Genomic DNA, 26,157 nt, shown 5'->3' on the forward strand with positions numbered 1-26,157 from the left:
CTGGTCGTGAATGTAGCCAGGGTGCGCATATGCGCACCCTTTTTTCTGCTCTAATGTTTGGTTTCATTATTCATCAGGCTATGCACACGCTGGTGCGCAGTCTGCTGGTAGACCTGCTCCAGCAGCGAGCTGAACATGGTGGGTCTGCCATGTAAAAATCCCTGGATAAAGTCGCAGTTAATCACTTTGAGAATGCTCTCCTGGCGGGCATTCTCCACGCCTTCCGCAATCAGTTTGATATTCAGTTCATGTGCCATCTGAATGATAGAGCGGCACAGAATGAAGTCGTAATTGTCGACCTCCAGATTCTTAATAAATGACTTATCAATTTTGACGTAGTCGATCTGGTATTTTTTGAGATAACCGAGCGCAGAGTAGCCGGTGCCAAAGTCGTCTATCGAGAGTTTGATGCCTGCGTGCTTGACGTTCTTTAAAGTGTCTTGCGTTACTTTGGATGGTTCCAGTAACAAGCCTTCAGTAATTTCGAAACAAAAGCGTTCGCATGGGATGTTGGAACGTTGCAGGCGCTTGATAAAGGCCATCAGGTGTTGTGGATGCGCAAATTGTACGGGCGAAATATTGAGGCTGATTTGCGTGCCTTGCAGGCGTAACAGGTCAATGGCTGATAAGTCATGGAGCACCTCATCAAAAATCCATTTGCCAATTTCGATAATCACGCCGGACTCTTCTGCCAGTGGAATAAATACATCAGGCGGAATGGCGCCGCGTGTCGGGTGTTGCCAGCGGATTAACGCTTCCGCTTTAATCAGGCATAAGTCGCTCAGGCGATAAATGGGTTGGTAAACCAAATGTAGCTCACCATTGGCGACAGCTGAGCGCAAGTCATGCGTGAGCGAAATACGGTCGCGTATTTCCCGCTGCATGGTTTGCGTAAAGAACTGATATTGATTTTTGCCGGCACGTTTGGCGGCGTAAAGCGCCTGATCGGCGAACATCATTAACTCTTCGCCGGATTTGCTGTGATCGGGAAACACGGCAATGCCGATGCTGGCGGTGACAAAGTATTGGTTATCTTCAATGTAAAACGGTGAGCGTATGGTGTTTACAATCTTGGCGCCAATCTCGTGTAGCACCTGAATATCCCGCAGCTTGGGGATGACCACCACAAACTCGTCTCCGCCCAGCTTGGCGGTGGTGTTGCCACTGCGCGCGCAAGACTGTATGCGCAACGCTGCATTTTGCAGCAAGCGATCCCCCACCGCATGACCGGCAATATCATTCACATCCTTAAAGCCATCCAGGTCAATCAGTAATAAGCCCAATTGTTGTTGCGATTGCTGGCAATCAATAATCGCTTCTTCCAGGCATTTTTGCAGCAGGTAGCGGTTAGGCAGTTGCGTCAGGTAATCGTAATTGGCCTGCCGCCAGAGTTGCTGGCGAATGTCGGCTTCCCGGCGCTGTGCGCGCTGGTAGAAGCGCCAGAATTGATACAGCAATAATACGCAGACGATCGCGACGGCTGTGATGCTGGTAGTCACCATCATGTGGTTAAACGAGGTGCTGGTATGTGTGGTTGCCAGAGGGACTGGCACGGCCGCCGCTGTTTGGTGCGTCAGCGCAGCAACGGCGGGGATCAGTTTGCCAGCCAGTCTTTTAATAGTGGTATTCATACCATTCTGTCCCAGTATTGGAGCACAATTGAGGCCTTGTATTGGTACGCCATTTTTAGCGGCTACAACAAGGGCTAACTCAATTAACGGCTGAATATAAAGAAACTTTAGAACGGATTTGAAAAAATAATAAAAAATCGCCTGTTGCAGGACAACAGGCGATGGTTGAGGTGTGTTGCTGAAATTATTTGGCTGACAAGCAGGATTTCATAAACGCTTTACGTTCATCACCAGCGAGCGCTTTGGTTTTGGCATCGGCATTACAGGTTTTCATTTTGTTTTGCTGTGCAGTCAAGCCAGCACTGGCACCATCTGCAGATAAACATTCTTTCATAAAGGCTTTGCGCTCATCGCCTGCAAGTGCTTTGGTTTTGGCGTCGGCATTACAGGTTTTCATTTTTTCCTGCTGCGGGCCCGCATTGGCAGAGATACAGACGCAAGACAACAACAAGGCAATCACCAGTTTATTCATGAAAGTCTCCAAACAAAAAAGATAAGTATTTTTCGAATTCAGGCCGCTGGTTAGCAGGCCTGTGCCTGGCATTGTGACATAGAGATTAACGGTTGGGGGAATAAAAAAGCCCGGTGAAACACCGGGCTTTGACTAGCAATTAATGAATCGGCACGCTGTGTAAAGTGCCCGCTTTCATGTCAGGAATCAACAGTGATTTGCCATCTGCCGACAGGCTGATATCTGCTGCGGACTGATACCCCTGAATAATGCGTTGTGGCGTTGCTTTGGGTTCAGTCAGTTGCCAGACATTACCACCTGCCCAGTCGCTCACATACAGCAGGCCGTTGGTATCTCTGACCAGGCCATCTGCACCGCCAAAGCCTTGATTCAACAAGGTGACGCTGGTTTTTTTGCTACCGATTTGCACGCTGAATAGTTTGCCAGTGCCAAAATCAGCCACCAGTAAACGATCCGGGCCATCCATCAGTAAACCATTCGGGCGCTTGATGCCTGCTTTGGCTTTAAGCACCTGCGTCAGTTTGCCATCTGGCGCAATCTTAAAGATGCCTGCACCGTTGCCGTGGTCATCGCCACTGTCTGACACATATACATTGCCCAGGCCGTCGATTTCAATGTCATTTAAAAACACTGGCTTTTGCGGGAAAGCACTGGCCGCAGCAATCACGGTTTGGGTGCCGCTAGCTGCGTCAATGCGTACCACACGATCCATGTCGGCCACATACAACTGGCCATTAAACAGATCCAGGCCTTTCGGGTCGTTTAAGCCATCCGCCAGTGTGCTACGTGTACCGTCAGCGGCAATGCGTGTGATTTTGCCATCGCCCAATTTGCCAAATTCACCAATTTCAGAGATGTAAGTCACGCCTTCCGGGGTGGCAAATACAGACTCCGGCATGACAAAACCGCTCAAGGTGTTGGTTTCGCTGGCAGGGGATGCTGCTACGCTGTGTGTTTTGCCATCATAGCTGACACGGTAAATCACGCCATTGTAGTCATCCGATACCAGTAAAGAGCCATCCGGTAGTTGCAGCACATCATTCGGGCGGCCCCATACTTCGCCTTCAGCACTCAGCCAGCCGTCGATAAATGGTTTGGTTTCCTTGACCTGGTGCTGGGCGTCAAATGTCACGCGTACCAACTGGTAGCCGACCGGTACTTTACGGTTCCAGGAACCATGTTGCGCAATCACAGCATTGCCCTGATATTCGGCTGGAAACTGTTTGCCGGTATAAAACTTAAAGCCCAGATTGGCGGTGTGCGCCTGGAATTCGGCTACGGGTTTGGTCACGTCAGCTGGCGGCGTTTTGTTTTTCCAGTTCGGGTCACGCGCATCGCCACCGGCATAGTAAGGAAAGCCAAAATGCAAACCGGCTTTAGGGGCCGCATTCAGTTCGTCATGTGGCACATCGGCACCCAACAGGTCGACACCGTTGTCGGTGAAAAACAGGGTGTTAGTGCCTGGCTGAAAGTCCATACCTACCGAGTTACGCACACCTTTGGCAAAGATTTCTACCTGGCTGCCATCCGGATTCATGCGAATAATCGAGGCTTCAATGCCGACCGGGTCACAAATATTGCATGGCGCACCCAGGGTGACATATAACTTGTTGTCCGGGCCTGCCGCCAGGTAGCGCCAGCCGTGGTGGGCCTTGTCTGGCAACTTGTCGTAAATGACTTCACGCATGGCCTTGAACGGCAGGGTTAAATCGAAATCGGGTGCGGCATAACGCGTGATGCGATGTTGCTCGGCGACATATAAATGGCCATCCACCATGGCCACGCCATTGCCTACACTCAGGTCATCTAGAATAGTGACGACCTGGTCGGCTTTATGGTCTTTGTTTTTATCGACCACGGCGTATACTTTGCTGCCGCGTGTGCCGACGTAGACATTGCCGTTGGTGCCCAGCGCCATTTGGCGCGCACCGGGTACTTCTGCGTAGACTTCAACATGAAAGCCTTCCGGCACATGCAGTTTGCTCAAATTTGCGCGCACATCGTTAATATCTGCCCAGGCAGAGGTGGCCAGTGTGGCGAACATGGCGCTGACCAGGCCTGTGATCAGTGGATTCTTTTTCATTTGTATCCCTTTCTCCAAAAGTATTGCAATCAATCCAACTGCAATAGGGCCAGTGTAAGCAGTTGTATCTGCCGTGAAAAGTTAAAAGATATGAAATGATTGCCTAATTCTATGGCGGTGGTGATGGTTATTGCTAATTAGGAGTAATATGAATGCCTATTTATTTTAATCGCACTTATATTATGAATGGTAACGAATGCTGGCATGCGCACGACAAAGACCGCACGATTACGCTGCTTTCGGCACTGACACCGACAGAGGGATTTACCCTGACTGCGCTGGATGGCGTCAAGCTCATGCGCTGGAACCGGGCGATTCCACGTAGCCCGGTATTTTATGAGCCTAGTATTGTGTTTGTCTGCCAGGGTCGCAAAGTGGGCTACCTGGGCGGTGAGGTCTATCAATACAATCCGCAACAGTTCCTGATCCTGTCGGTGCCGTTGCCATTTGAAAGTGAAACCATCGCCTCCGCCGAGGAGCCATTACTCGCTATTTCCATCCGCATCAATCTGTCTATGGTTTCCGAGCTGTTGTTGAGTGTGGAGCATGCGACGCCGATGAATATTAACGGTAGAAGTGGCATCAGTTCGACAGCGCTGGATAAGCAATTGTCGAATGCCGTGGTGCGATTGCTCGAGTGCCTGCAATCTAAAAATGAAGCCGCCGTACTCGGACAGGCGATTATCCGCGAGATTCATTACCGTATCCTGCAGTCTTCGCAAGCGTCGGCCATTTTGGCAGCGCATAGCACCCACAACAATATGGGCAAAATCAGCAAGGCGCTTAGGTTGATTCATGCCGAATATGCCAATGAGCTCAATGTCGATACGCTGGCGGCGGTGTCTGCCATGAGTGTGCCGTCTTTTCATGCTGCATTCAGGGATGTGACGGCTACTTCACCGATTCAATATTTAAAAAAAACACGCTTGCATAAAGCCCGCTTGCTTATGGTGCAGGACGGTATTAATGCAACCTTGGCTGCGACTAAAGTCGGCTACGAGAGTGCCTCACAGTTCAGCCGCGAGTTCAAGCGCATGTTTGGCAAAAGCCCGATGGAGGAGGTGAGTGCCGTACGCAGCGCATTGATCACATCGCCCGGCGAATTTGTAGCCAATCAGATGGTTGACCAGTATGTGACTGTTCAACAGTAAAACGGTCATTGTGACAATGAAATCACTTTTTCTTGCGTTAAATATGCCGACATCGCAGAGGATTAGGCAAGCATTTGATAAAAGCAGGCAAGCACTTTTGTGTGATCATGTTTAGACTGTTTGGCAATACGGTGGCGTTGTTTTGCCATTGGTTAACACGTAACAATAGATGATGGAGATGCTATGAAAACTGCCGCCTATGGTGTACAAAATGCGACCTCACCGGTCGCGCCCATGAGTATTGATCGCCGCGAAACTGGCCCGCACGATGTCCTGATCGACATCGAGTACTGTGGCATTTGCCACTCGGATATCCACCAGGCCAGGAATGAATGGGGTGGTGGTTCTTTGTATCCCATGGTGCCCGGCCACGAAATTGTTGGCCGTGTGAAAAATATCGGCAGTCATGTCACCAAATTCAAGCTGGGGCAACTGGTTGGGGTCGGCTGTATGGTCGACTCCTGCCGCCACTGCGAAGACTGTGACGCTGGTGAAGAACAATATTGCAATGGCTCTGTGTTTACCTACAATGCCAAAGACACCAAGCATGGTGGCCTGACCTTTGGTGGCTATGCCGAGCGTATTACAGTCGATGAAAATTTCGTTGTCAGCGTGCCAGAGAATCTGGACACCAAAGCCGTGGCGCCACTGTTATGTGCCGGTATTACCTTGTATTCACCACTCAAACACTGGGATGTACAGCCCGGCCAGAAAGTGGGCATTATCGGCCTCGGTGGCCTGGGTCATATGGGCGTGAAATTAGCCGCCGCCATGGGCGCGCACGTGGTCATGATTACCACCTCAGCCAGTAAAGCAGCGGATGCTACCAAGTTGGGCGCACATGAAGTGCTGATCTCCAAAAATGCGGATGACATGGCCAAACATGCGGCCAGTTTTGATCTGATTATTGATACCGTGCCAGTCGCACATGACCTCAATCCTTATATCGGCCTGCTCAAGCGCGATAAGACCATCGTGCTGGTCGGCCCACTGGATCCGGTCGAAGTGCATGGCGCCAACCTGATTACCAAGCGTCGCCATGTCGCCGGTTCACTGATCGGTGGCATCGCCGAGACCCAGGAAATGCTCGATTTCTGTGGCAAACATAATATCGTCAGTGATGTAGAAATGATCGATGCCAATTACATTAATGACGCTTACGAGCGCATGCTCAAGAGCGATGTGAAATACCGCTTTGTGATTGATATCAATTCAATGAAAGCTTAAGCAAGCGCTTAGCAAAAGCCCTGTTCGGTTGAGCAGGGCTTTTTTATGGATGCAACAGTTTACTTTCAGCTAGGGTCCGTGGTTGCCAGCTTATCGGTTGCCTGCGGGTCAAGGCTGTTAGCCTGTAGTTGCCATGCCTCAGCAAATGGGCCGCCATTCGCGCGCAACACGTCTGGCGGGCCATCTTCAATAATCACCCCATTTTTCAACACGATGATTCTATCGAATGAGGCCAGTGTAGAAAGCCGGTGTGCGATGGCTAACACGGTCCGCCCTTGCATCAGCGAGGCTAACGCTGACTGAATTTCTTTTTCAGACTGGGAGTCCAGCGCAGACGTGGCTTCATCCAATATCAAAATTGGGGCGTCTTTGACAAAAGCCCTGGCGATGCCCAGACGTTGCCTTTGTCCACCCGACAGGCGGATGCCTTTTTCACCCACGATCGTGCGATAGCCTTTGGGCAAGCCGCGAATGAAGGCGTCACAATAGGCACTGCGTGCCGCGCTATACACCTCTTCGTTTGAGGCATCTGGGTTGCCGTAGCGGATATTCTCGAACACCGAGCGGTGGAACAGGGCAATGTCTTGGGGGACGACGGAAATGTTTGCCCGTAAACTGTCTTGTGAGACCTGGTCGATGCGCTGGCCGTCAATCAGGATCTGGCCGCCCTGAATATCATCCAGGCGCTGAATCAGGCTGATCAGGGTCGATTTCCCGGCACCGGAAGCCCCCACCAGGCCGACTCTCTCACCGGCCTTGATCTCAAATGACAGGTTGTCAAACACTTTGTGACCATCCGGATAGGTATAAGACACGTTGTCAAACAGGATATTACCGCTTTCGACTTTAAGTGGTGAGGGTTCAGCCGGGTCTTTGACCAAGTGTGGCAGCGCAATCACTTTGAGTGTTTCATTGATGATGCCGAATTGTTGGGCAGTGCCGACTAAGGCAAGGGCAAGGTCTCGCGAACCATGCAGTATCCTGAAGGTGAGGGTGCTGACGATGACCACGTCGCCGGTACTGATGCTGCCGGCGCGCCAGAGTAATATGGACCAGACCAGCATGCCGGCGCCGGTCACGACCAGGCACATGTCATGGATCACGCGGGCCAGTTCTACATACATCCAGCTGCGCCGGTGCGCTTTGGCTTCGCGGTTTAACTCACGTGACAGCCTGTGTTTTTCGCGATAGCGGGCGGAAAACGCTTTCACTGTCCACACGTTACTCACTACATCAATCATCTTGCCGCTGGCATCGGAGGATCGCCTAGCGTAATTGTCATGTATCCTGCGGCCGCGGATGCCGAAGAGGATGAGCAGACCGGCGACAAATAACACGGAGAACAGCAAGCCCAAACTCATTTGCCAGCGTATGGTCGTCAGTACGAGAATGGCACCGAGGAAGTCGGTGATCGGCGGCAGGATACGCCAGAACATCGTGGCAAATATCTCACCGGTAGCCGCAGCGGTAGACGTGATGCGGTTGCCCAGTGCGCCTGAAAAGTGCTGGTTGAAGTAGCGCATCGAATGGCCTGTCAGATGCTCGAACAGGTCTAGCCGGATATCGACCCCGCTGGCGACGATGGCGCGGGAGCCTTGCCAGCCACCCAACCGCCACAACAGGTTCTCGACGGTGATCAATCCCAGGAAAAGGAATAAAGGTGCCCAGACATGGGCGGTGGATCGTACCGAACTGTCCATGGCATCCACCAGCAGCTTCATGGCATATTGCACACCAACTGCTGAACTGGCGGCGCCGATGATGATGAGGAACACTGAGCCAAACAACCAGGGGCGGCGCGTGATATACAAAAACAGAAAACGGACGGCTTTCTGCGGGAGAGGATGATTTTTGAAGTTCACAGGTGAGTAGGATGCCAGGCATCGAATAAGCTGAAGATACGCTTCATTAAACCAGAAAAATCATAACAATGACCTGATCATTTTCTTGGCAAAATATATTTTTTACTTGCACTTAGTTTGATTCCATACTATATTGGTCCGTATTATGTTGCTGCTTAAAGAATTGCCTACCTCCAAAAGCTTGGAAAAGTTTGTGACGCGTTATCCCGGCACAGACATTTCGGCCATTTCTGATTTCGTCAGTATCTTGCGTGCAGCGTCGGATATTTCGTCTGCGCTCGATGCGTTGCTGGCCCAACATGGGTTGTTACAAGGTCGCTGGTGGGTGCTGGTTTTACTCATGCGCCAGGACGATCTGACCTCTTCCCCTTCAGAGTTGGCTGACAAGGCGGGTGTGACCAAGGCGACAATGACTGGCTTTATTGACGGCCTGGAGCGCGAAGGGCTGGTGTCACGTTTTATGGATACCAATGACAGACGCAAATTTCTTATCCGCTTATCGGTGGCCGGACAGCAAAAACTGGACGAAGTGATGCCGGTGTATGTGCAATGCGTCACGCAGTTTATGAATGTGCTGGGTAAGCCGGAAAGAAATGCCTTGATTGCCGATCTCGCCACCTTGGCCAGCCGGGTCGATTTAATCAAGTAAATTGATCGAGTAAAATTTTTTAGTTATTTAGTTTGATTCCATACTATCAATAACCATACTTTATGTTTATGCCATTGACTATCGTTGCCATATTGCCGCGCCAACCCGTGAGAGTGTTTCGCTGGGGTGTCTGGTTATTGGCCCTGTTATTAAATGGATGCATCAGCTCCAAAGGCATCATCCCCGCGTCGCAACCGCTGGCGCAAGATAAACTGGCACTGGGCAAGGCGATAGAGGATGCCTCCGCCATTGCCTGGCCGAGGGAGCATTGGTGGCAGGCGTATCAGGATACGCAGTTGGACCGCCTGGTGGAGAAAAGCCTGCATGACCATCCGGACCTCAAAAAAGCCACGGCGCGCATTGCCTTGACGACGGCGATGGCCGAGCAGGCGCATGCGGCGACCTTGCCGAATGTTGGCGGTAAAGTGAGCTCGTCACGCGAACGCTTTACCGAGTTGAGTTTTATCCCCAAGCCGTGGGCGGGCCGCTTTAACTGGAACAACCAGGCGACAGTGGATATGTCTTATAACCTGGATTTATGGAAACAGCAGAAGTCAGCCTGGCTGGCGGCGCTGGATGAGACCCATGTCAGTGAAGCCGAAATGCAGCAGGTAAAGATTGAGCTGACTGCTGCCATGGTGAAAAGCTATATCCGCCTGGCGGCAGAGTATCAGTGGCGCGACCTGGCAGCAGAGGAGCTGGACGATGTGCGCCATGAAATTACCATCGCTAAAAAAGCACTGGCTGCCGGCCTCAATACGCAATTAAACCTGAGCCGCCTGGAGGCGCAATTGCCTGCAGCACAAAACAAGCTGGCGCAGATTGAGTTACACCTCACCTTGCTGAAAAACCAGATTGCAGCACTCAGTGGTGAAGGGCCGGGCGCGGGTGACAGTTTACAGCGCCCAACATTGCGTTTGTCCGCCAGTATCGGCTTGCCTGATCATTTGCCTGCCAACCTGGTTGGCCGTCGCCCGGATATTGTCGCTGCCAGATGGCGTGTTGAAGCATCGCAAAAACATATTCAAAGTGCCAAGGCAGCGTTTTACCCGAATATCAATTTGTTGGGCTATATCGGCTTTCAGGCACTGGCGTTTTCCGGCCTGTTTTCCAGTGCCGGTTTGGTCGGTAACCTGGGCCCGGCCATGTCTTTGCCTATTTTTGATGGCGGTAAGCGCCGGGCTAACCTGTCGGCAGAAACGGCGCTGTATGACATGGCGGTAGAGGATTACAACGCGACTATTCTCAAGGCACTGGAAAGCATTTCAAATCAGCTTTCCATCTTGAATACGGTGGCGACCGAAACTGACAATACGCAGCAGGCGCTGGCAAAAACCGAGCAGGCGCACAGGTTGGCGATGAAGAATTACCGCGCCGGGTTAAGCAACCTGGTGGAAAGCCTGCAAACCAACGCACTGGTATTGCAACAAAAAGGCATTCTGGTGGAGCAGGAGGCGGTGCGGCTGGAAGCCTATGCGGCATTGATGCTGGCGCTGGGTGGAGGGGTGATCGATGCTGAACACGCAACACATTAATCGCGGTATGCAACGGTTGCTGACAGGCTTGTCAACGCTTGGGAAAAGCCTGCGATTTGTGACCGACTGTCTGCAGCAAGCTGCAGCCGACTGGTATCGTCAGGACTTTCCTTTGATTGGTTATTTGTTCAAATATCTGTTGGCGGCTTTGCTGGCGTTGTGGGTGGCCTTGAAAATGGAAATGGATCAGCCCGCGACCGCCTTGCTGACGGTGGTGATTGTCATGCATTTCCGTTCCGGCATGGTGATCACCAAAAGTTATTACCGCCTGATCGGTACCGTGATCGGGATTTTGTTTTCCATGTTGCTGGTGGCCTGGTTTGCACAAGACCGCTTCCCGTTTTTTATTGCGGCAGCGCTCTGGATAGGCATGTGTACGGCAGGCTCGCTGGTGTATCGTAACTTCCAGTCTTATGGGTTTGTCTTGGCTGGCTATACTTTGTGTATTGTCGGCTTGCCTGCGACGCTGACGCCTTGGCATACCTTCCAAATCGCCTCAACCCGCATGTCTGAAATTGGCGTCGGTTTATTAAGTGCGACCTTGGTCAGTGAGCTGGTGCTGCCGCAACGCCTGTGGGAGAACATTCAGGCAGTCGTACGCAGCAAGTTTCGCGATTTCAGTGTACTACTGGGCACAGGTGCACCTGCTGGGCTCAATCAGCCGTTTTTAAAGTTCATGCAAGATATTTATCAGTTAGAGGCATTTCGTTCGTCTGCGCAGTTTGAAACGGATGATGCGCGGGTACACAGTGCAACCATCAACCGGCTCAATGTGCAGTTTATGGCAGTTTCTACGACCTATGTCGTCTTGCAGCGGCTGATCCAGCGCTTACAAACCCGTGCGGCGTCAAAGGAAGCAGGCGCTTTGCAGGTCTTGATGCAGCCCTTATCTGCCGCGGTGCTCATAGACGGGCAGCCTGCTAGTCATGCTGAAGCCATCACCCGGGTGCAGCAAGCTGTCGCAACGTTTCAACATGATTTTGATACGCGCCTGGCGGTGCAGTTACAACGCTTGATGATGCATCCGGACGTCAATCAGCTGGAGGTGGAAACCGGTGGAGAATTGCTGTCGCGCCTGGCAAAAGAGTTGACTGCCTACCTGGACACCTATGCATTGTTAGTGGCACAGCCACGTGCGCGCAAAGTGGCTAGCCGTGAATTCACCGCTGAGCAGTTGCATATGCACATTGACTGGTTGCCGGTGTCGATTGCTGCGACCCGTGGCGCACTCACCTTGCTGATCCTGGCGGCCATCTGGATGACCATAGACTGGCCCTCCGGTATCCTGGCCATGACGCTGGGGGTGATTACAAGCACCTTGTTTGCGGCTAGTCCGGCGCCAATGGCCACTATCCGTCAATTCTCAGTAGGGGTGTTGCTGGGCATCGTGCTAGTGTACATCAGCAATGTATTCTGGCTCACCGCGGCACATGATTATGTCATGCTCTGTATCGTGATTACGCCTGCCATATTGCTCACCGCATGGCTCAGCGCGCGGCCAGCCACCACTCTGGTGGGCGCAGGATTGGGCATTGCTTACTTTTTGATGGTGGGATTCAACCAGGCGCTGGGTGATAACCCTGTCAAATATTTTAACGACTCTATTGCGCTGATGGTGGCATTGGTGGTGTCCGGCATCATGTTCAGCCTGACGGATTATGCAGCGAGCCCCTGGGCCAAGGCCCGTGTGTTTACGCAATTACGCAAGCTAGTGGTCGATGCTTGCCTGCATGCGAGCATGACTGCGCCCGTTTTTGAAATGCGCACACGCGATTTGATCCAGCGTTCCGGCAGTGTGCACCGCCCACAAGAAGCTGAAAGTGTGCGTGTGGTAGAAGCCTTGTGTGCTGCGCTAGAGGTGGGGCATGCAGTATTGGCGTTACGTGCGGTTGCCAGGGGGGTATTGGCACAGCCTTATCAATTAGTGCAACGCACGTTGACTTTGGTCGCCAGTTATTACAAGCAGCCAGGGTTGGCGCAGCAGCAAGCAGTGTTGCAATGGTTGGATCATTTTCTGGCATGGTTGCAAGGCGGGGAGTATGCCGATGCACTCCTGCCTTCACAAGCGCGAAAGCTCACCACGCAATTGCATTTTATCAGGCTGGTCATCGCGGCAGAGCTGCCGCAGGACCAGGCTTTAACGTCAACCGGAGCTGACTCATGATGCATGAATGGATTCCGCGTGAGTTTGCTTTTCTGGATGCCCATGTGCCCACCTTGTTTGTGGCGTTTTTGCTCGCCGCTGCGGCGATCTGGTTGATTGATAAAGTATTGGCCGCCTGGGGGATTTACGAATTGGTGTGGTATCCGGCCTTGTTAAGGGTTTCCTTGTTTTTTGGCTTGTTTTCCGTGTTTGGTTTGATGGTGTATTGAAAGGCTCGTCTATGCAGTCACAGCGTATTTGGTTTAAGGCAACAAAAGGTATCCTGCGTGTCGGGATTACGCTGGCAATTGCGCTGGCGGCCGGGTTATTGGCATACAAGTTGTGGGTGCGCTATACCGATTACCCGTGGACGCGCGATGGCCGTGTGCGCGCCGATGTGGTGAATATTGCGCCGGATGTGGCCGGGCTGGTGACCGCAGTGCCGGTGCGTGATAACCAGTATGTACACAAAGGCGACGTGCTGTTCCGTATAGACACCATGCATTACCAGCATGCGCTGGCGGAAGCCATCGCTGTGACCCAACAGAAGAGGTCCATCTGGGAGATGAAAAAACAGCAATCTGCCCGCCGTGCGCATCTGGATGATGAAGTGATTTCACGCGAAAACCGTGAGGATACCGATCTGGGTGCACTCGCTGCCAAAGCCGAATATGAGGCCGCCGTGGTCCAGGTGGAAAAAATTAAACTCGATCTCGAGCGTAGCGTGGTGCGGTCGCCTGTGGCTGGCTGGGTGTCTAACCTGCTGGTACGCCCGGGTGATTTTGCCCAGATAGGCGCGGCCAAGCTGGCGGTGATTGACCAGCACTCATTCTGGGTCTATGGCTATTTTGAAGAGCATAAATTAAATATGATCCAGGTGGGGGACGCGGCCGAAGTGCAGCTGCTGGGCAGCCATGCCACGCTCAAAGGCCATGTTGAAAGCATCGCCCATGGCATTACCGACCGCGATAACCCGACCGATATCCGTTTGCTGGCCAATGTGAACCCGACCTTTAACTGGGTGCGCCTGGCACAGCGCATCCCGGTGCGTATCCACCTCGACCAGATTCCAGCCGCGATGCCACTGGTTGCCGGGATGACGTGTTCGGTGGTGATCAGGCATGGATAAGCAGGGCCACATGCAACAGAACCCGACAGTCTCTGTTAAGATGGTTATTCATTGATCACAATCTAAGCGCATGCTTACCGACAAACCGCCAACGGGACTGTTGTCCCTGATTATTTCCATCATCGCCTACCTGGCATTGGCGCAAGCCGACAAAGTCATGCATATCGGCCAGCCCGAGTCGCTGACCATTTCTATCCTGTTTGTGCTGCTGATTATCAACCTGGCCTTTCAGCTGTCTTTTCAGGTGGAATATGTGGCCGAACGGCTCAAAGAGCCTTATGGCACCATGATACTGACCATCAGCGCAGTGATTATCGAGGTGGTGATTATTGTCATGATGCTCAGCCATACCTCGTCAACCACGCTGGCCAGGGATGCGATTTATTCTGCGGTGATGCTGGATATCAACGGTATTTTAGGTTTGTGTGCGATTGTTGGTGGTATCAAATATGGCGAAGTGGAGTACAACGTCAACTCCGGCAACACCTACATCGTCATGATCATGACGGCACTGGGCATCTCCATGGCCTTACCTGCCTTTTTGCCGCCCGAGCACTGGCGTTTGTATTCCATGTTTACCATCGTCACCATGAGCGTGTTTTATGCACTGTTCCTGAAAATGCAAACCGGGCGCCATCGTAACTATTTCAGTTACCGCGACCAACATCAGGCACAAACCGGGCAGTCGGCTGGCGCGATGAGCGCGGATGTCAGATTTTCCATTCTTTACATGTTGGCTGGCATCATTACCATCGGTTTCCTGTCTGAGGAAATGAGCATGCATATGGATGCCGGTTTAACCGGCAGTGGCGTGCCACCTATTGTGGCTGCGATTGTGGTCGCCATCATCGCGGCCAGCCCGGAAGTACTGACGGCGTTGAAGGCTGCGGTCAATGACCGCATGCAAACGGTGGTGAATATTTCACTGGGGGCCACCTTGTCGACGGTGATTCTGACTGTGCCGGTGATTGAAGCCATTGCACTGATCGAAGACAGACCGCTGATTGTCGGTTTGTCGCCGACGCAGATGGTGATGACATTCCTGACACTGATTGTCGCGACGATTAATCTGCATGATGGTGAAACCAATGCGATTGAAGGTATGACGCATTTTGTATTGTTTATGGCCTTTGCCATGTTGGCCGCTTTGGGTATGTAGTGTTGTTGTTGTTGTTGTTGAGTGAAGTGAAATAGTTATCCTTTATGAATACCGTTCTTGAGTTGATACAGCAATATGGCTTGCTGATCGTGTTTGCCAGCGTCTTTCTTGAGCAAATGGGCCTGCCTTTACCAGCCTACCCGACCTTGTTGCTGGCAGGGGTGCTGATTGGTAATGGGCAATATTCGTTTGCGGCAATGTTGCTGGTGGCAGTGGTTGCCGCGCTGATGGCCGACTCCATCTGGTATCGCGCGGGCCGCAAATATGGCAAACGCGTCATGGGCAAGCTGTGCAAAATCTCTTTATCGCCGGATACCTGTGTCCGGCAAACTGAAGCGCTTTACCTGAAATTCGGTCCGCCTGCCTTGCTGGTCTGCAAGTTCGTGCCCGGCTTTGCGTCTATCTCCAGTGCACTGGCAGGCTCCTCCGGCACACGCTACTGGTTATTCGTATTGATGGATGGCCTGGGTGCTGTGCTGTGGGCGGGCTCCGCATTGTGGTTGGGGCATTTGTTCAGCTCTGCCATTGATGAGCTGATGCTCACGCTGGTCGAGATGGGTAAGTGGGGCACCTTGCTGGTGCTGGTGTTGATCACGGCCTTTATCGCCGCCAAATGGTGGGACAGGCAACGGTTTATCAAGAGTTTACGCATGGCGCGTATCAGCGTCGACGAATTAAATACGCTGTTAAATAGCGGCGCTGCGCCGGTGATTCTCGATACGCGGGCCAAACACCTGGTAGAAGATGGCTGGATTTCAGGCGCGCAGTTTGTGACGCTGGAAGACGTAGACCAACTGGTGCTGGAGATTGATGAAGATGCGCCAGTCGTGCTGTATTGTTCTTGCCCCAATGAGGTGACGGCAGCCAAGGTGGCCAAAAAACTCATTGGCAGAGGTTACCGCAATATCCGCCCACTTACGGGTGGCATAGATGCCTGGCGCGATGCTGGTTTTGAGATCACCACGCCAGAAAAAGAAGCCATGATGAAGGACATGCATGTTTAACGTAGTGGGGATTGCGCTCAAGCGCCCGTATACTTTTGTGGTCATGGCGTTGCTGATTTTGATTTTTGGCACGCTGTCTGCCATGCGTAGCCCGGTCGATATTTTTCCTGAAATCCGCATCCCGGTGGTGGCAGTTGCCTGGCAATATACCGGCTTGCCGCCGGATGATATGGCCGGCCGCATCACCACGCTTTACCAGCGGACGCTGACGACGACAGTCAATGATATTGAACATATCGAGGCCAACTCCTATAACGGCTTTGCCATCGTTAAAATCTTTTTCCATGCTGGGGTGAATATCGCCACGGCCAATGCGCAGGTTTCTGCCATTTCGCAAACGGTGACGCGGCAAATGCCAACTGGCACCACGCCGCCGCTGATCCTGAATTACAACGCATCTACGGTGCCGATTTTGCAGATTGCCCTGTCTGGCAAAGGCCTGACCGAGCAAAACCTGGCTGACCTCGGCCTGAACGCCGTGCGTATCCGTCTGGTGACTGTGCCCGGCGCGGGCGTGCCTTTCCCTTATGGCGGCAAGAGCCGGCAAATCCAGATCGACCTTAATCCGGCTGCATTGCAGGCCCGCGGCTTGTCGGCGCAGGATATTTCCAATGCGCTGGCTGCCCATAATATGGTGGTACCTATCGGTACGCAAAAAATTGGCAGCATTGAATACACCTTAAACCTGAATAATGCCGCTGCGGCGATTGAAGACCTGGCCAATATCCCGGTGAAAGTAGTCAATGGTGCCACCGTGTATATGCGCGATATCGGCCAGGTACGTGACGGTAATCCGCCGCAAACCAATATCGTGCATGTGGATGGTAACCGTTCGGTGCTGATGACCATCCTTAAAAATGGTGCGATTTCGACGCTGGCCATTGTTGACGGTATCAAAGCCAAACTGGAGGAAATCAAACCGGGCTTGCCAGAGACGCTGGTCGCCACACCGATCAATGACCAGTCTATTTTTGTGCGTGCCGCGATTGATGGCGTGGTGTTTGAAGGCGTGCTGGCGGCGATTTTAACCAGCCTGATGATCCTGCTGTTTTTGGGCAGCTGGCGTTCGTCGCTGATTATCGCCACCTCCATTCCGCTGTCTATCCTGGGGGCGATTATTGGCTTGTCCGCCATCGGCGAAACGCTGAATATCATGACCCTGGGTGGCCTGGCACTGGCGGTAGGTTTACTGGTGGATGAGGCGACAGTCACCATTGAAAACATCAACTGGCACCTGGAGCAGGGCAAACCGGTCGAGCAGTCTATCCTCGATGGCGCGGCACAAATTGTTACGCCAGCCTTTGTGTCGCTGTTGTGTATCTGTATCGTGTTTGTGCCTATGTTTTTCCTCGAAGGCGTGTCGCGCTACCTGTTTGTGCCCATGGCTGAAGCGGTGATGTTTGCCATGGTCAGCTCATTTATTTTGTCGCGGACGCTGGTGCCGACCATGGCGAATTACCTGCTTAAGCCACATCTGCATGAAGAGCATAGACCAGTCAGCCGTAACCCGCTGGTGCGTTTTCAACAATGGTTTGAAGCCTGGTTTGAGCGCATCCGTCATGGCTATAAAGCTATCCTGATATTGGCTGTCGACCATAGTCGTTTGTTTATGGCTGGTTTTATGGCGGTGGTCATGCTGTCGTTTTTATTGCTCCCCATGCTGGGCAGCAATTTCTTCCCCAGTGTCGATAGCGGGCAAATTCTCATGCATGCGCGCGTGCCGGTGGGGACGCGGATTGAAGACACCGCCAACCGTTTTGCCAATATTCAGGTAGCGATTAAAAAGGTCATTCCTGCAGATGAAATCCTGACCATTGTTGACAACATTGGCATGCCGATCAGCAGCATCAACATGACCTATAACAATACCGGCCTGACCGGCGCGCATGATGGCGATATTCAGATTGCGCTCAAGGAACATCATGCACCGACGGCCGACTATATCCGCACCTTGCGCGAAGTGTTGCCCAAGCAGTTTCCGGATACCACCTTTTCGTTTCCGCCTGCCGATATTGTCAGCCAGATACTGAACTTCGGTTCGCCTGCACCGATTGATATCCAGATTCGCGGTGGCAAACTGGCCGACGATTTTACTTATGCCAACCAGTTATTGGCCAAGGTGCGTCAGGTGCCGGGCGTGGTCGATGCACGTATCCAGCAGTCACGCAGCCGTCCGTCATTTGATATCGCCATTGATAAGACCCGCGCGCAGGAAATCGGCATCAGTACGCGCGATGTGACCAATAGCATGGTGATTAATATGGCCGGTAGCTCGCAAGTCTCACCCACCTACTGGCTCAACCCGGCCAATGGCGTTACCTATCCTATTGTGTTGCAAACACCGCAATATCAACTGGATAGCCTGAATGCACTGGCCAATTTGCCGATTAGCGGTAGCGATGGTCCGTTGCAGACCCTGGGCGGGATTGCCACCTTTAAACGTAGTGTCGGCAATGCCGTGGTGAGCCAGTATGATATCCAGCCTATGGTGCAAGTGCATGCCAGCACGCAAGACCGTGATCTCGGTGCCGTGGCGGCCGATATCCGCAAGATTCTGGATGAGACCAAAGACCAGGTGCCCAAGGCCGCCAGTGTGGTCATGCTGGGGCAGGCGTATACCATGGACCATGCCTTCACCGGCCTGTTTTTTGGCCTGCTGGGGGCGATTGTGCTGATTTACCTGCTGATTGTGGTTAACCTGCAATCCTGGAGTGACCCGTTTGTGATTATTTCTGCCCTGCCGGCGGCATTGGCAGGCATTGTCTGGATGCTGTTTGTGACCTATACGCCATTATCAGTGCCTGCTCTCACCGGTGCCATTATGTGTATGGGCGTGGCGACGGCCAACAGTGTGCTGGTGATCAGTTTTGCCCGTGAGCGCCTGGCCGAGTTGCAAGATGCGACAGCTGCGGCGATTGATGCCGGTTTTGTACGTTTCCGCCCGGTGCTGATGACCGCGCTGGCGATGGTGATTGGCATGACACCCATGGCCTTAGGCTTGGGTGAGGGCGGGGAGCAAAATGCGCCGCTGGGCCGTGCCGTGATTGGTGGTTTGTTATTTGCGACGGTGGCTACGCTGCTGTTTGTGCCGGTGGTGTTTAACGCCATCCACAAAAAGCACTACCCGCGCCCTGTCAGTGTTTCTACCGGAGATTTACATGCGTAATACGACGACGGGGACTTCCCGTGGACTTAAACTGGGTGGCCTGCTGCTGGCCCTGGCCGCGATTGGGATTGTGGTGATTGGTGTGGCCAGCCGCGCGGGCAACCACGAAAAACTCAAAGCATGGACAGACAAACAGGCCGTGGCGACTGTGAGTGTCAGCCAGCCTGATCATGGCGCAGAAGCTGGTAGCCTGAACCTGCCTGGCCGCTTTGAGGCTTATGCCCGTGCGCCTATTTATGCGCGTGTGAGCGGGTATTTGAAAAGCTGGAAGGTCGATATCGGCGGCAGTGTTAAAAGCGGGCAATTACTGGCAGAAATCGAAACGCCGGACCTGGACCAGGAGCTATTGCAAGCCAAGGCTGACCTGGCTAGTGCCCAGGCCAATGTCGCCCTGGCTGAAACCACGGCCAAGCGCTGGCAGGATATGCTGAAAACGCAGTCGATCGCGCGGCAGGAAGTCGATGAAAAGCTGGGTGACTATCAAAGCAAGCAGGCGATTGTGAAAGCAGCTGAAGCCAATGTGAACCGCTTGCTTGCGCTCAAGAGCTTCGCTAAAATTCTGGCGCCTTTTGACGGTTCGGTCACGGCGCGTAATACCGATACCGGGGCCCTGATTAATGCGGGCAATAGCGGTACGACGGCACAGCCATTGTTTGAAGTGTCCAATACCCGCAAATTGCGTTTATACATCAATGTGCCGCAAAACTATGTCAGCCAGATCAAGCCAGGCGGCAAAGCGCAGTTTACGGTGCCAGATTCGCCGGACGCCGTGTTTGAGGCGACCATACAGTCGACTTCGGGTGCTATTAACGCCTCGTCTGGAACGACATTGGTGCAGTTGCTGGTGGATAATGCGGCGGGCCGTTTCCTGCCAGGTGGTTTTGCCAACGTGAATTTGGCGCTGAATGATGCCGCTGGCCGCTTAAGTATTCCGGCCAGTGCCCTGATTTTTGACCAGAATGGGCTTAAAGTGGCGACAGTCGGCCAAGATCACAAAGTGATATTAAAGACGATTACGATTGCACGTGACCTTGGCAAAACCCTGGAAGTGCAGTCTGGCCTGACCAGCCAGGATCAGGTGATTGAAAACCCGCCAGACGGAGTGATGGATGGTATTCTGGTGAATGTCGCTACAGGCGCAGAGACACCCAAGTAACGAAATGAGCTGGTAAACGGGCTTAGTATCGGGCCCGTTGTTAGCGCGTGAATATCAGCCAGCCGCTTAAGGCGATTGCCGTCGCCGCCAAAAATAGATTTACAGCAGGCGGTAACCACAGTACGTGACCGCGCGGTTTTTCCTCGATATTCAGCGACTGGCAAAATACCAGGAACTGTACGGCAGACAATAAGGCCGTACAGGCACCGATGAGAATAAACCCCACCCCGATATACAGCGATAACGCGCTTTGTGCATGTGGCAGCGGGTGATCGTGAGCTACCAGTTGCATAAACAGGCCAAAACGCTCAATCACAAAGCCCAGCCCCATCAGAGCAATCGCTGAGCGTTGCCAGGCCAGTAAGGTGCGTTCGGCGGCAAAATATACACGTGGGTCGTCAAGGTAAGACATAGGGCCTCTTTCAGGTTTTTCGTTGTGCCGAGATCACACCTGGCACCTGTTGCAAGCGCAGCAGCAAGTGCTGCAACTGGTCAATATCAGTGAGTTCTACCGTAAACTGCATCAATGCCACATGATTGCGACTCAGCGTATTGGCCTTGGTGGTGTTGATCTTTTCACGTGCAAACAGTTCGCTGATATCGCGCAGCAAGCCCTGCCTGTCGTTGGCTTCCAGCACAATATCCACTTCTGATAACCCTGATTGGCTGTTGCCCCATTGTGCGGCCAGCAAACGATTCTGGCGTATCTCGGCCAGGCGGCTAATAAACGTGCAGGCCTGGCGGTGGATGGTGACGCTGTGGTTGCGTGTCAGGTAGCCGACGATGGGCTCTGGCGACACCGGTTTGCAGCATCTGGCCATAGTGGTTTGCACATTGCCTATGCCTTCAATGGTGACCCCTGCATGGTTGACCTGCGAAGCGGTTGGGCGTTTGACCAGTGGCGGTGCGGGTGCCGGTTCGGCAGGGGCGATTTCGCCCTGGATGGTAATGGCAATCTGGTGCTCGCTAATGTCACCGCGCCCAATCGCCGCCAGACAATCTTCCAGTTTCTGAAATTGCAGTTTTTGTGCGATACGTTCCAGTGGCAGGCTGCCTGCCCCGGCTCTATGCAGTTCTTTATCCAGCTTGGCGCGGCCTTGGGCGACATTCTCTTCAAAGTGCTGGTACTTGAACCAGTGCCTGACCTTGGCACGTGCGCTCGGGCTTTGTAAAAAGCCCAGTGACGCATTCAGCCAGTCGCGGCTGGGCGCACCTTGTTTGGCGGTGAGGATTTCTACGCGCTGCCCATTCTCCAACTGCGTGTGCAGTGGCACAATCTGGCCATTGATTTTTGCGCCTTTGGTTCTATGCCCGAGGTCGGTGTGCAAGGCATAAGCAAAATCAATCGGCGTGGCGCCGTGCGGCAAATCAATGACCTTGCCTTGCGGTGTCAGCACATATACCTTGTCCTGAAACAGTTCACTATTAAATTGTTCCAGCAAGTCGCCATGGTCGGCCACCTCATCTTTCCATGAAAGAATCTGGCGTAACCAGGCAATTTTTTCGTCGAATTTGGCATCAGACTTGGCACCTTCTTTATAACGCCAGTGCGCCGCCACGCCTAACTCTGAATGCTGGTGCATTTCAAAGGTACGGATTTGTACTTCCAGCGCGAGGCCGCGCGGTCCACTCACCGCCGTGTGTAGCGAGCGATAATTGTTGCTTTTCGGGCGCGCGATATAGTCGTCAAACTCGCCAGGAATCGGCTGCCAGAGATGATGCACCAGGCCCAGCGCGGTATAGCAGTCCTTGATGTCATCGACCATGATGCGCACGGCACGCACGTCATACAGCTGGTTAAACTGCAGATGTTTGCTCTTCATTTTTTTGACGATGCTGGAGATATGTTTGGGTCTCCCGCTGACATCGGCCTTCACGCCGGCTTGAGTCAGCTCATGCTGTAACTGTGCGACAACATCCGTGATGTATTGCTCACGATCAACGCGCCGCTCGTCGAGCATCTTCGCCACTTCTTTGTAAAGCTGCGGCTCCAGGTAACGCAACGATAAATCTTCCAGCTCCCATTTCAACTGCCACACGCCCAGCCGATTGGCCAGCGGGGCAAAGATGCTCTGGTTTTCGCGCGCAACCTGCGCCTGGCACGCCGGGCTGGCGCCCGAGAGGTGGCGCAGCAATTGCGTGCGCTCTGCCAGTTTGATCAGTACCACGCGGATATCCTGCACCATGGCCAGCAGCATTTTGCGTAATGCTTCCAGCTGCTGCGCCCTGTCATTGTGTTTGTTGTCAGCAGGTTGTGCCCCGTCGACTTCGCTTAGCGCCTGAATATGGGACATACGTGCGATGCCCTCTATCAAGCTCACCACCGTTTGCCCGAACTGGCTGGATAGGTTATCAGACCAGTCGCTTAACAAGTCAGGCGCGGCCTGTAAGATGGCGGCTATCAGGCTATCTGCATCCATATTCATTTCAGCCACAATGGCGGCAGTCCCCAGGGCGTGTTGCAGTAAGGGGCTGTCGTTGATAGCGTATTTTCCGCTATACAGGGTGGCTGCCAGTTCGCCAGCCTGGCGAATCTGCGCTAACTCATGCGCGGTGAAACGTTGTGGTAAAGACGCAATCCATCCAGCGAGCGCTTGGGGATCGTTAGATATTGGTGTGTGTGCAGGGCGACGGGCTGAAACCATAAAGTATTATCGCCGCGATTGCGCATGAGCGTAAAGCTAAAACGCGCCCGGACAATTTGTCAGGGCGCGCGATGGGGGATTCTCGCTGCTTTTATGCGAACAGGCTGATCCCCAGCACCGCCGCCAGGGCAATCCCAATCGCCAGCAGCAGGAAAATGAAGAAGAACACTTTGGAGATCGTTGCGGCACCAGACTCAATGCCTCTGAAGCCCAGTAAACCGGCAATAAAAGAGATCACAAGAAACAGCAATGCATAATAAAGCATAGGTCTGACCTTTCATTTTAGACAGTGAAGATGATGGCATCTTAAAAGACCGGGCCAGCTTGTCCTATCGGTAATTTGCTAAATGATTGGTCAGAATCAGCCTACGTGGTGATGGTTTACAAGCGTTAATCAGCTTCGCTGACTCATCAAATGCGCTATATTATGTGGGACTTGATGTTGTGGCCTGCAACAGCTTTGTGCGCATAAGTGAGTGTTGACTCACTATGACAATAAGCAATGAATACGCACCATCGTGAGTCTGCCCATTTAAATAAAAAAATCCTTATGAAGGGAGCGCGCCATGCGTTCGATTCACACCATACCAGCGACCGCTCGCCTCGCATGTTTGCTCATGATCGTGCAATGCCTGCTGCCCGCTTTCGCCTTTGCCGCCAGTGATAGCGCCAAAGTGATTCTTGGGCCGTCGCATAAAACCGGCAGCAAAGCCGAGGCAAGACCGGCAGTGATTGCGCTCGTCAGCATGGATGAAGTGTTGCCCGATTGCCAGCAGCAAGTCACGGTGACAAAAGTCAAAACAGTCGCTTATAGCGAGAGTGGTATCACGCCGGAGAAAATTGGCGTTGACTGGCTGGGGAGCAAACTGGATATTGCGACCAATGTCGGTGAAAACCCGGTGCTATCGCTGGAAGAAATCCAGGCGGCTAACCAGTTTATCAAGGTCGGCAAGCGTTACCTGATTCATTTTCAGCTCTGCGGTGATGGCGGTGTTCAGCGTAGCCTGATTAATATGTACGCCGAACAAATGACGCCTGCGCGCCCTGTGCGCAAAATTAAAACCTAGAGGCATAGTCAGAGGTGTTGCCTAGCCAACATTTTGGCGACGTTTGTTGTTGAATTGGCAGCATCTGTTTTTCAAGTGATTGATTATGAAGGGTTTAAATCTGGCATTTTATTTGCTGTTAAATCAAGACATTGTTTAATCAGGAAAATCGAAATGCCACGAATTATTGGAGTCTCCGGAAATATTACTGCACCCTCAAGAACCTTGTCGCTGGTGGAGTCTGTGGTGACCAAGGCCAGCCAGAAGTTTCATAGTCCGGGTGAGGTGATCGATATTTCCAAACTGACGGCAGATCTGGGGCCTACTGTGTCCTTTAACCAGTTTCCCCCCGCGTTGGCGCAAGCCTACGATAAGCTGCATCAGGCCGATATTATCGTCATTGGCACGCCAGTGTATAAAGCTTCTTATACTGGCTTGCTCAAGCACTTTTTTGATCTGGTCGACCCGAAAAAACTCACTGGTAAAGTCGCTATTTTGGTGGCAACAGGAGGCAGCGATCACCATGCGCTGGTGCTGGAGTCGCACTTAAGAAGCCTGGCCAGCTTTTTTGGTATTTACACTATCCCGACCACCATTTATGCTCGGGATGCAGAGTTCACGAATTACCAATTGGACAGTGCCGCGATTGAACAGCGTATCGACCAGGCGCTAGAACAGGCCGCTGTGTTGATTAAGCAGCATTTGCCGGAAACGCTGGTTGCCTAGCAGGTCATTTGCAAGATTCAGCATAAAAAAAGAGGGGATATATTCCCCTCTTTTTTATGCGATCAGGTTGAGTTCTTTTAACCTGGCGCGCAAGATATTGCGGCTGATGCCCAGCAGTTTGGCGGTATGCACCTGATTGTTTTTACTGTGCTCATAAGCCTTGCTGACCGTGGTGCCATTGATCAGCTCATATAAATTTTCCGGGGCTTGTTCAAACAGCTCTTCGAGAATATTTTCCAATTTATAGAGCGCACTTTGGCGCTCATAGCTGACCCTGCTTGGCAGCGGTGCCGTGATGCCGCTGTCTTCATCAGACGTAAACTCTGGCCGGTTAAAGCTGATTTTGGGTAAATTCAGGTCTTTTGGATAAAGCGTATCGGAGGTACTCACCAGTACCGCACGGTGAATGACGTTTTCCAGTTCACGAATATTGCCCGGCCACGGATATTCCATCAGTAGCGAAGTGGTTTCGGGGGCCAGTTTGTGGTCCGAAGTGTTCAGCTTATTGCGATATACGGCCAGAAAATGCTCAACCAGCGGCAGGATATCGCCACGACGTTCGCGCAATGGCAGTAATTCAATCGGCACCACCTTAATTCGGTAATACAAGTCTTCGCGGAAACGTCCCGCTTTGACGGCTTCTTCCAGGTTCACATTGGTCGCCGCAATCAGGCGCACATCAATCGGGATCGGCTTTCTTGAGCCTACGCGCACGACTTCACGCTCTTGCAGCACACGCAATAATTTGACCTGTGTCGACTGTGGCAAGTCGCCGATTTCATCCAGGAACAGTGTGCCGCCATTGGCGGTTTCAAACCAGCCAACTTTGGAGGTGTTGGCGCCGGTAAACGCGCCTTTTTCATAGCCAAACAACTCGCTTTCAACCAGGGTTTCTGAGAAAGCGCCGCAATTAATGGCCTGGAACGGGCCGTTTCTGCGGTTGCTCAATGAGTGGATATGGCGGGCAATGAGTTCTTTACCCGTCCCTGTTTCGCCAATGATCAGCGCGGTCGCATTGCTGGAAGCAATTCTTTCGATCAAAGACAGCAGATTTTGCGATTTGGGATCGCTGAATACCAGTGCACTTGCCCGTACGGACAAGCTGACGGCAGACGGATTGGGGTGTGTGATCACATGGTCAGTACGTTCGGTGTACGAATCACGGATATCCCATCGTTGTGCGCTCATCATTGACTCCTTATTTAACAGGCGAGTCACTATATTACATTGATCATTAATAAGTCAAAGTTCTATAAATTATAACAATATTCACATTGGTTATATTAAAGATAAGCCAGATCATGGGCGGGAATTCAACATTTTGCTGTGTTAATCGCAACACTTGTTGCCGGGGCAACAGGTGCTTGGCATCG

At 52.5% G+C, this 26,157-nt stretch carries 21 protein-coding genes; 13 read left to right on the plus strand and 8 right to left on the minus strand.

Annotation, left to right across the window (positions count from 1 at the left end):
- Nucleotides 1-50: 50 nt before the first annotated feature.
- From OH31_RS10620 to OH31_RS10630, 3 genes are all read right to left on the minus strand, one after another.
- Nucleotides 51-1,631: a bifunctional diguanylate cyclase/phosphodiesterase gene (locus OH31_RS10620; RefSeq protein WP_024930709.1), complete on the minus strand. Its 1,581-nt coding sequence runs from the start codon at nt 1,629-1,631 to the stop codon at nt 51-53.
- A 184-nt stretch (nt 1,632-1,815) separates the two neighbouring features.
- Complete coding sequence (locus OH31_RS10625; protein ID WP_019883291.1) at nt 1,816-2,103, minus strand: PsiF family protein; 288 nt, start codon at nt 2,101-2,103, stop codon at nt 1,816-1,818.
- Nucleotides 2,104-2,242: 139 nt separating this feature from the next.
- On the minus strand, nt 2,243-4,186 hold the full coding sequence (locus OH31_RS10630; RefSeq protein WP_024930710.1) for an SMP-30/gluconolactonase/LRE family protein: 1,944 nt from the start codon (nt 4,184-4,186) through the stop codon (nt 2,243-2,245).
- A 152-nt stretch (nt 4,187-4,338) separates the two neighbouring features.
- Here OH31_RS10630 and OH31_RS10635 point away from each other — a divergent pair, with 152 nt between their 5' ends.
- Together OH31_RS10635 and OH31_RS10640 are read left to right on the plus strand one after the other, a co-directional pair.
- Complete coding sequence (locus OH31_RS10635; RefSeq protein ID WP_024930711.1) at nt 4,339-5,337, plus strand: AraC family transcriptional regulator; 999 nt, start codon at nt 4,339-4,341, stop codon at nt 5,335-5,337.
- A gap of 183 nt (nt 5,338-5,520) precedes the next feature.
- A complete protein-coding gene (locus OH31_RS10640; protein ID WP_024930712.1) occupies nt 5,521-6,564 on the plus strand; it encodes an NAD(P)-dependent alcohol dehydrogenase in 1,044 nt (347 codons plus the stop codon).
- Nucleotides 6,565-6,629: 65 nt separating this feature from the next.
- Here the strand turns inward: OH31_RS10640 and OH31_RS10645 are convergent, their stop codons facing one another.
- Nucleotides 6,630-8,426, minus strand: a complete 1,797-nt coding sequence (locus OH31_RS10645; RefSeq protein ID WP_242402261.1) for an ABC transporter ATP-binding protein — start codon at nt 8,424-8,426, stop codon at nt 6,630-6,632.
- 145 nt (nt 8,427-8,571) lie between these two features.
- On the opposite strand from OH31_RS10645, the gene OH31_RS10650 reads away from it, so the two are divergent.
- The 9 genes from OH31_RS10650 to OH31_RS10690 all read left to right on the plus strand — a co-directional run bounded on the left by OH31_RS10650 (nt 8,572) and on the right by OH31_RS10690 (nt 20,367).
- Nucleotides 8,572-9,075, plus strand: a complete 504-nt coding sequence (locus OH31_RS10650) for a MarR family winged helix-turn-helix transcriptional regulator (protein ID WP_024930714.1) — start codon at nt 8,572-8,574, stop codon at nt 9,073-9,075.
- Nucleotides 9,076-9,137: 62 nt separating this feature from the next.
- Entirely contained in the window at nt 9,138-10,610 is a 1,473-nt protein-coding gene (locus OH31_RS10655) for an efflux transporter outer membrane subunit (protein WP_024930715.1), read from the plus strand.
- Nucleotides 10,588-12,774, plus strand: coding sequence for an FUSC family protein (locus tag OH31_RS10660; protein WP_024930716.1), 2,187 nt, complete (start codon nt 10,588-10,590; stop codon nt 12,772-12,774). Before OH31_RS10655 ends, OH31_RS10660 begins: the two co-directional genes overlap by 23 nt.
- Nucleotides 12,771-12,983: a DUF1656 domain-containing protein gene (locus OH31_RS10665; RefSeq protein WP_051502171.1), complete on the plus strand. Its 213-nt coding sequence runs from the start codon at nt 12,771-12,773 to the stop codon at nt 12,981-12,983. The genes OH31_RS10660 and OH31_RS10665 overlap by 4 nt, the downstream gene beginning before the upstream one ends.
- An 11-nt stretch (nt 12,984-12,994) precedes the next feature.
- On the plus strand, nt 12,995-13,882 hold the full coding sequence (locus OH31_RS10670; RefSeq protein WP_024930718.1) for a biotin/lipoyl-binding protein: 888 nt from the start codon (nt 12,995-12,997) through the stop codon (nt 13,880-13,882).
- A 70-nt stretch (nt 13,883-13,952) separates the two neighbouring features.
- Nucleotides 13,953-15,041, plus strand: coding sequence for a calcium:proton antiporter (locus tag OH31_RS10675; RefSeq protein ID WP_024930719.1), 1,089 nt, complete (start codon nt 13,953-13,955; stop codon nt 15,039-15,041).
- A 44-nt stretch (nt 15,042-15,085) separates the two neighbouring features.
- Nucleotides 15,086-16,045 carry a DedA family protein/thiosulfate sulfurtransferase GlpE gene (locus OH31_RS10680; protein ID WP_019883280.1) on the plus strand — a complete coding sequence of 320 codons (960 nt, stop codon included), beginning with the start codon at nt 15,086-15,088 and terminating at the stop codon, nt 16,043-16,045.
- The gene (locus OH31_RS10685) at nt 16,038-19,211 is read left to right on the plus strand and encodes an efflux RND transporter permease subunit (RefSeq protein ID WP_024930720.1); all 3,174 of its coding nucleotides are present in this window, start codon (nt 16,038-16,040) and stop codon (nt 19,209-19,211) included. Before OH31_RS10680 ends, OH31_RS10685 begins: the two co-directional genes overlap by 8 nt.
- Nucleotides 19,204-20,367, plus strand: coding sequence for an efflux RND transporter periplasmic adaptor subunit (locus tag OH31_RS10690; RefSeq protein ID WP_024930721.1), 1,164 nt, complete (start codon nt 19,204-19,206; stop codon nt 20,365-20,367). Before OH31_RS10685 ends, OH31_RS10690 begins: the two co-directional genes overlap by 8 nt.
- Nucleotides 20,368-20,407: 40 nt before the next feature.
- Here OH31_RS10690 and OH31_RS10695 read toward each other — a convergent pair whose 3' ends face one another.
- The 3 genes from OH31_RS10695 to OH31_RS14830 form a co-directional block, all read right to left on the minus strand.
- Nucleotides 20,408-20,779, minus strand: a complete 372-nt coding sequence (locus OH31_RS10695; protein ID WP_024930722.1) for a YidH family protein — start codon at nt 20,777-20,779, stop codon at nt 20,408-20,410.
- Nucleotides 20,780-20,789: 10 nt separating this feature from the next.
- Nucleotides 20,790-23,012, minus strand: coding sequence for a bifunctional (p)ppGpp synthetase/guanosine-3',5'-bis(diphosphate) 3'-pyrophosphohydrolase (locus tag OH31_RS10700; protein WP_024930723.1), 2,223 nt, complete (start codon nt 23,010-23,012; stop codon nt 20,790-20,792).
- Between the two features lie 91 nt (nt 23,013-23,103).
- A complete protein-coding gene (locus OH31_RS14830) occupies nt 23,104-23,277 on the minus strand; it encodes a DUF1328 domain-containing protein (protein WP_019883275.1) in 174 nt (57 codons plus the stop codon).
- Between the two features lie 301 nt (nt 23,278-23,578).
- Between OH31_RS14830 and OH31_RS10710 the strand changes: the two genes are divergently transcribed.
- Nucleotides 23,579-24,079, plus strand: a complete 501-nt coding sequence (locus OH31_RS10710; RefSeq protein ID WP_019883274.1) for a hypothetical protein — start codon at nt 23,579-23,581, stop codon at nt 24,077-24,079.
- Between the two features lie 153 nt (nt 24,080-24,232).
- On the plus strand, nt 24,233-24,784 hold the full coding sequence (locus OH31_RS10715; RefSeq protein WP_024930724.1) for an NAD(P)H-dependent oxidoreductase: 552 nt from the start codon (nt 24,233-24,235) through the stop codon (nt 24,782-24,784).
- Nucleotides 24,785-24,838: 54 nt separating this feature from the next.
- On the opposite strand, the gene OH31_RS10720 is transcribed toward OH31_RS10715, so the two are convergent.
- On the minus strand, nt 24,839-25,972 hold the full coding sequence (locus OH31_RS10720; RefSeq protein WP_024930725.1) for a sigma-54-dependent Fis family transcriptional regulator: 1,134 nt from the start codon (nt 25,970-25,972) through the stop codon (nt 24,839-24,841).
- Nucleotides 25,973-26,157 lie beyond the last annotated feature (185 nt).

The organism is Methylophilus sp. OH31 (assembly GCF_000576615.1).
In the GTDB taxonomy this organism is placed as follows: domain Bacteria; phylum Pseudomonadota; class Gammaproteobacteria; order Burkholderiales; family Methylophilaceae; genus Methylophilus.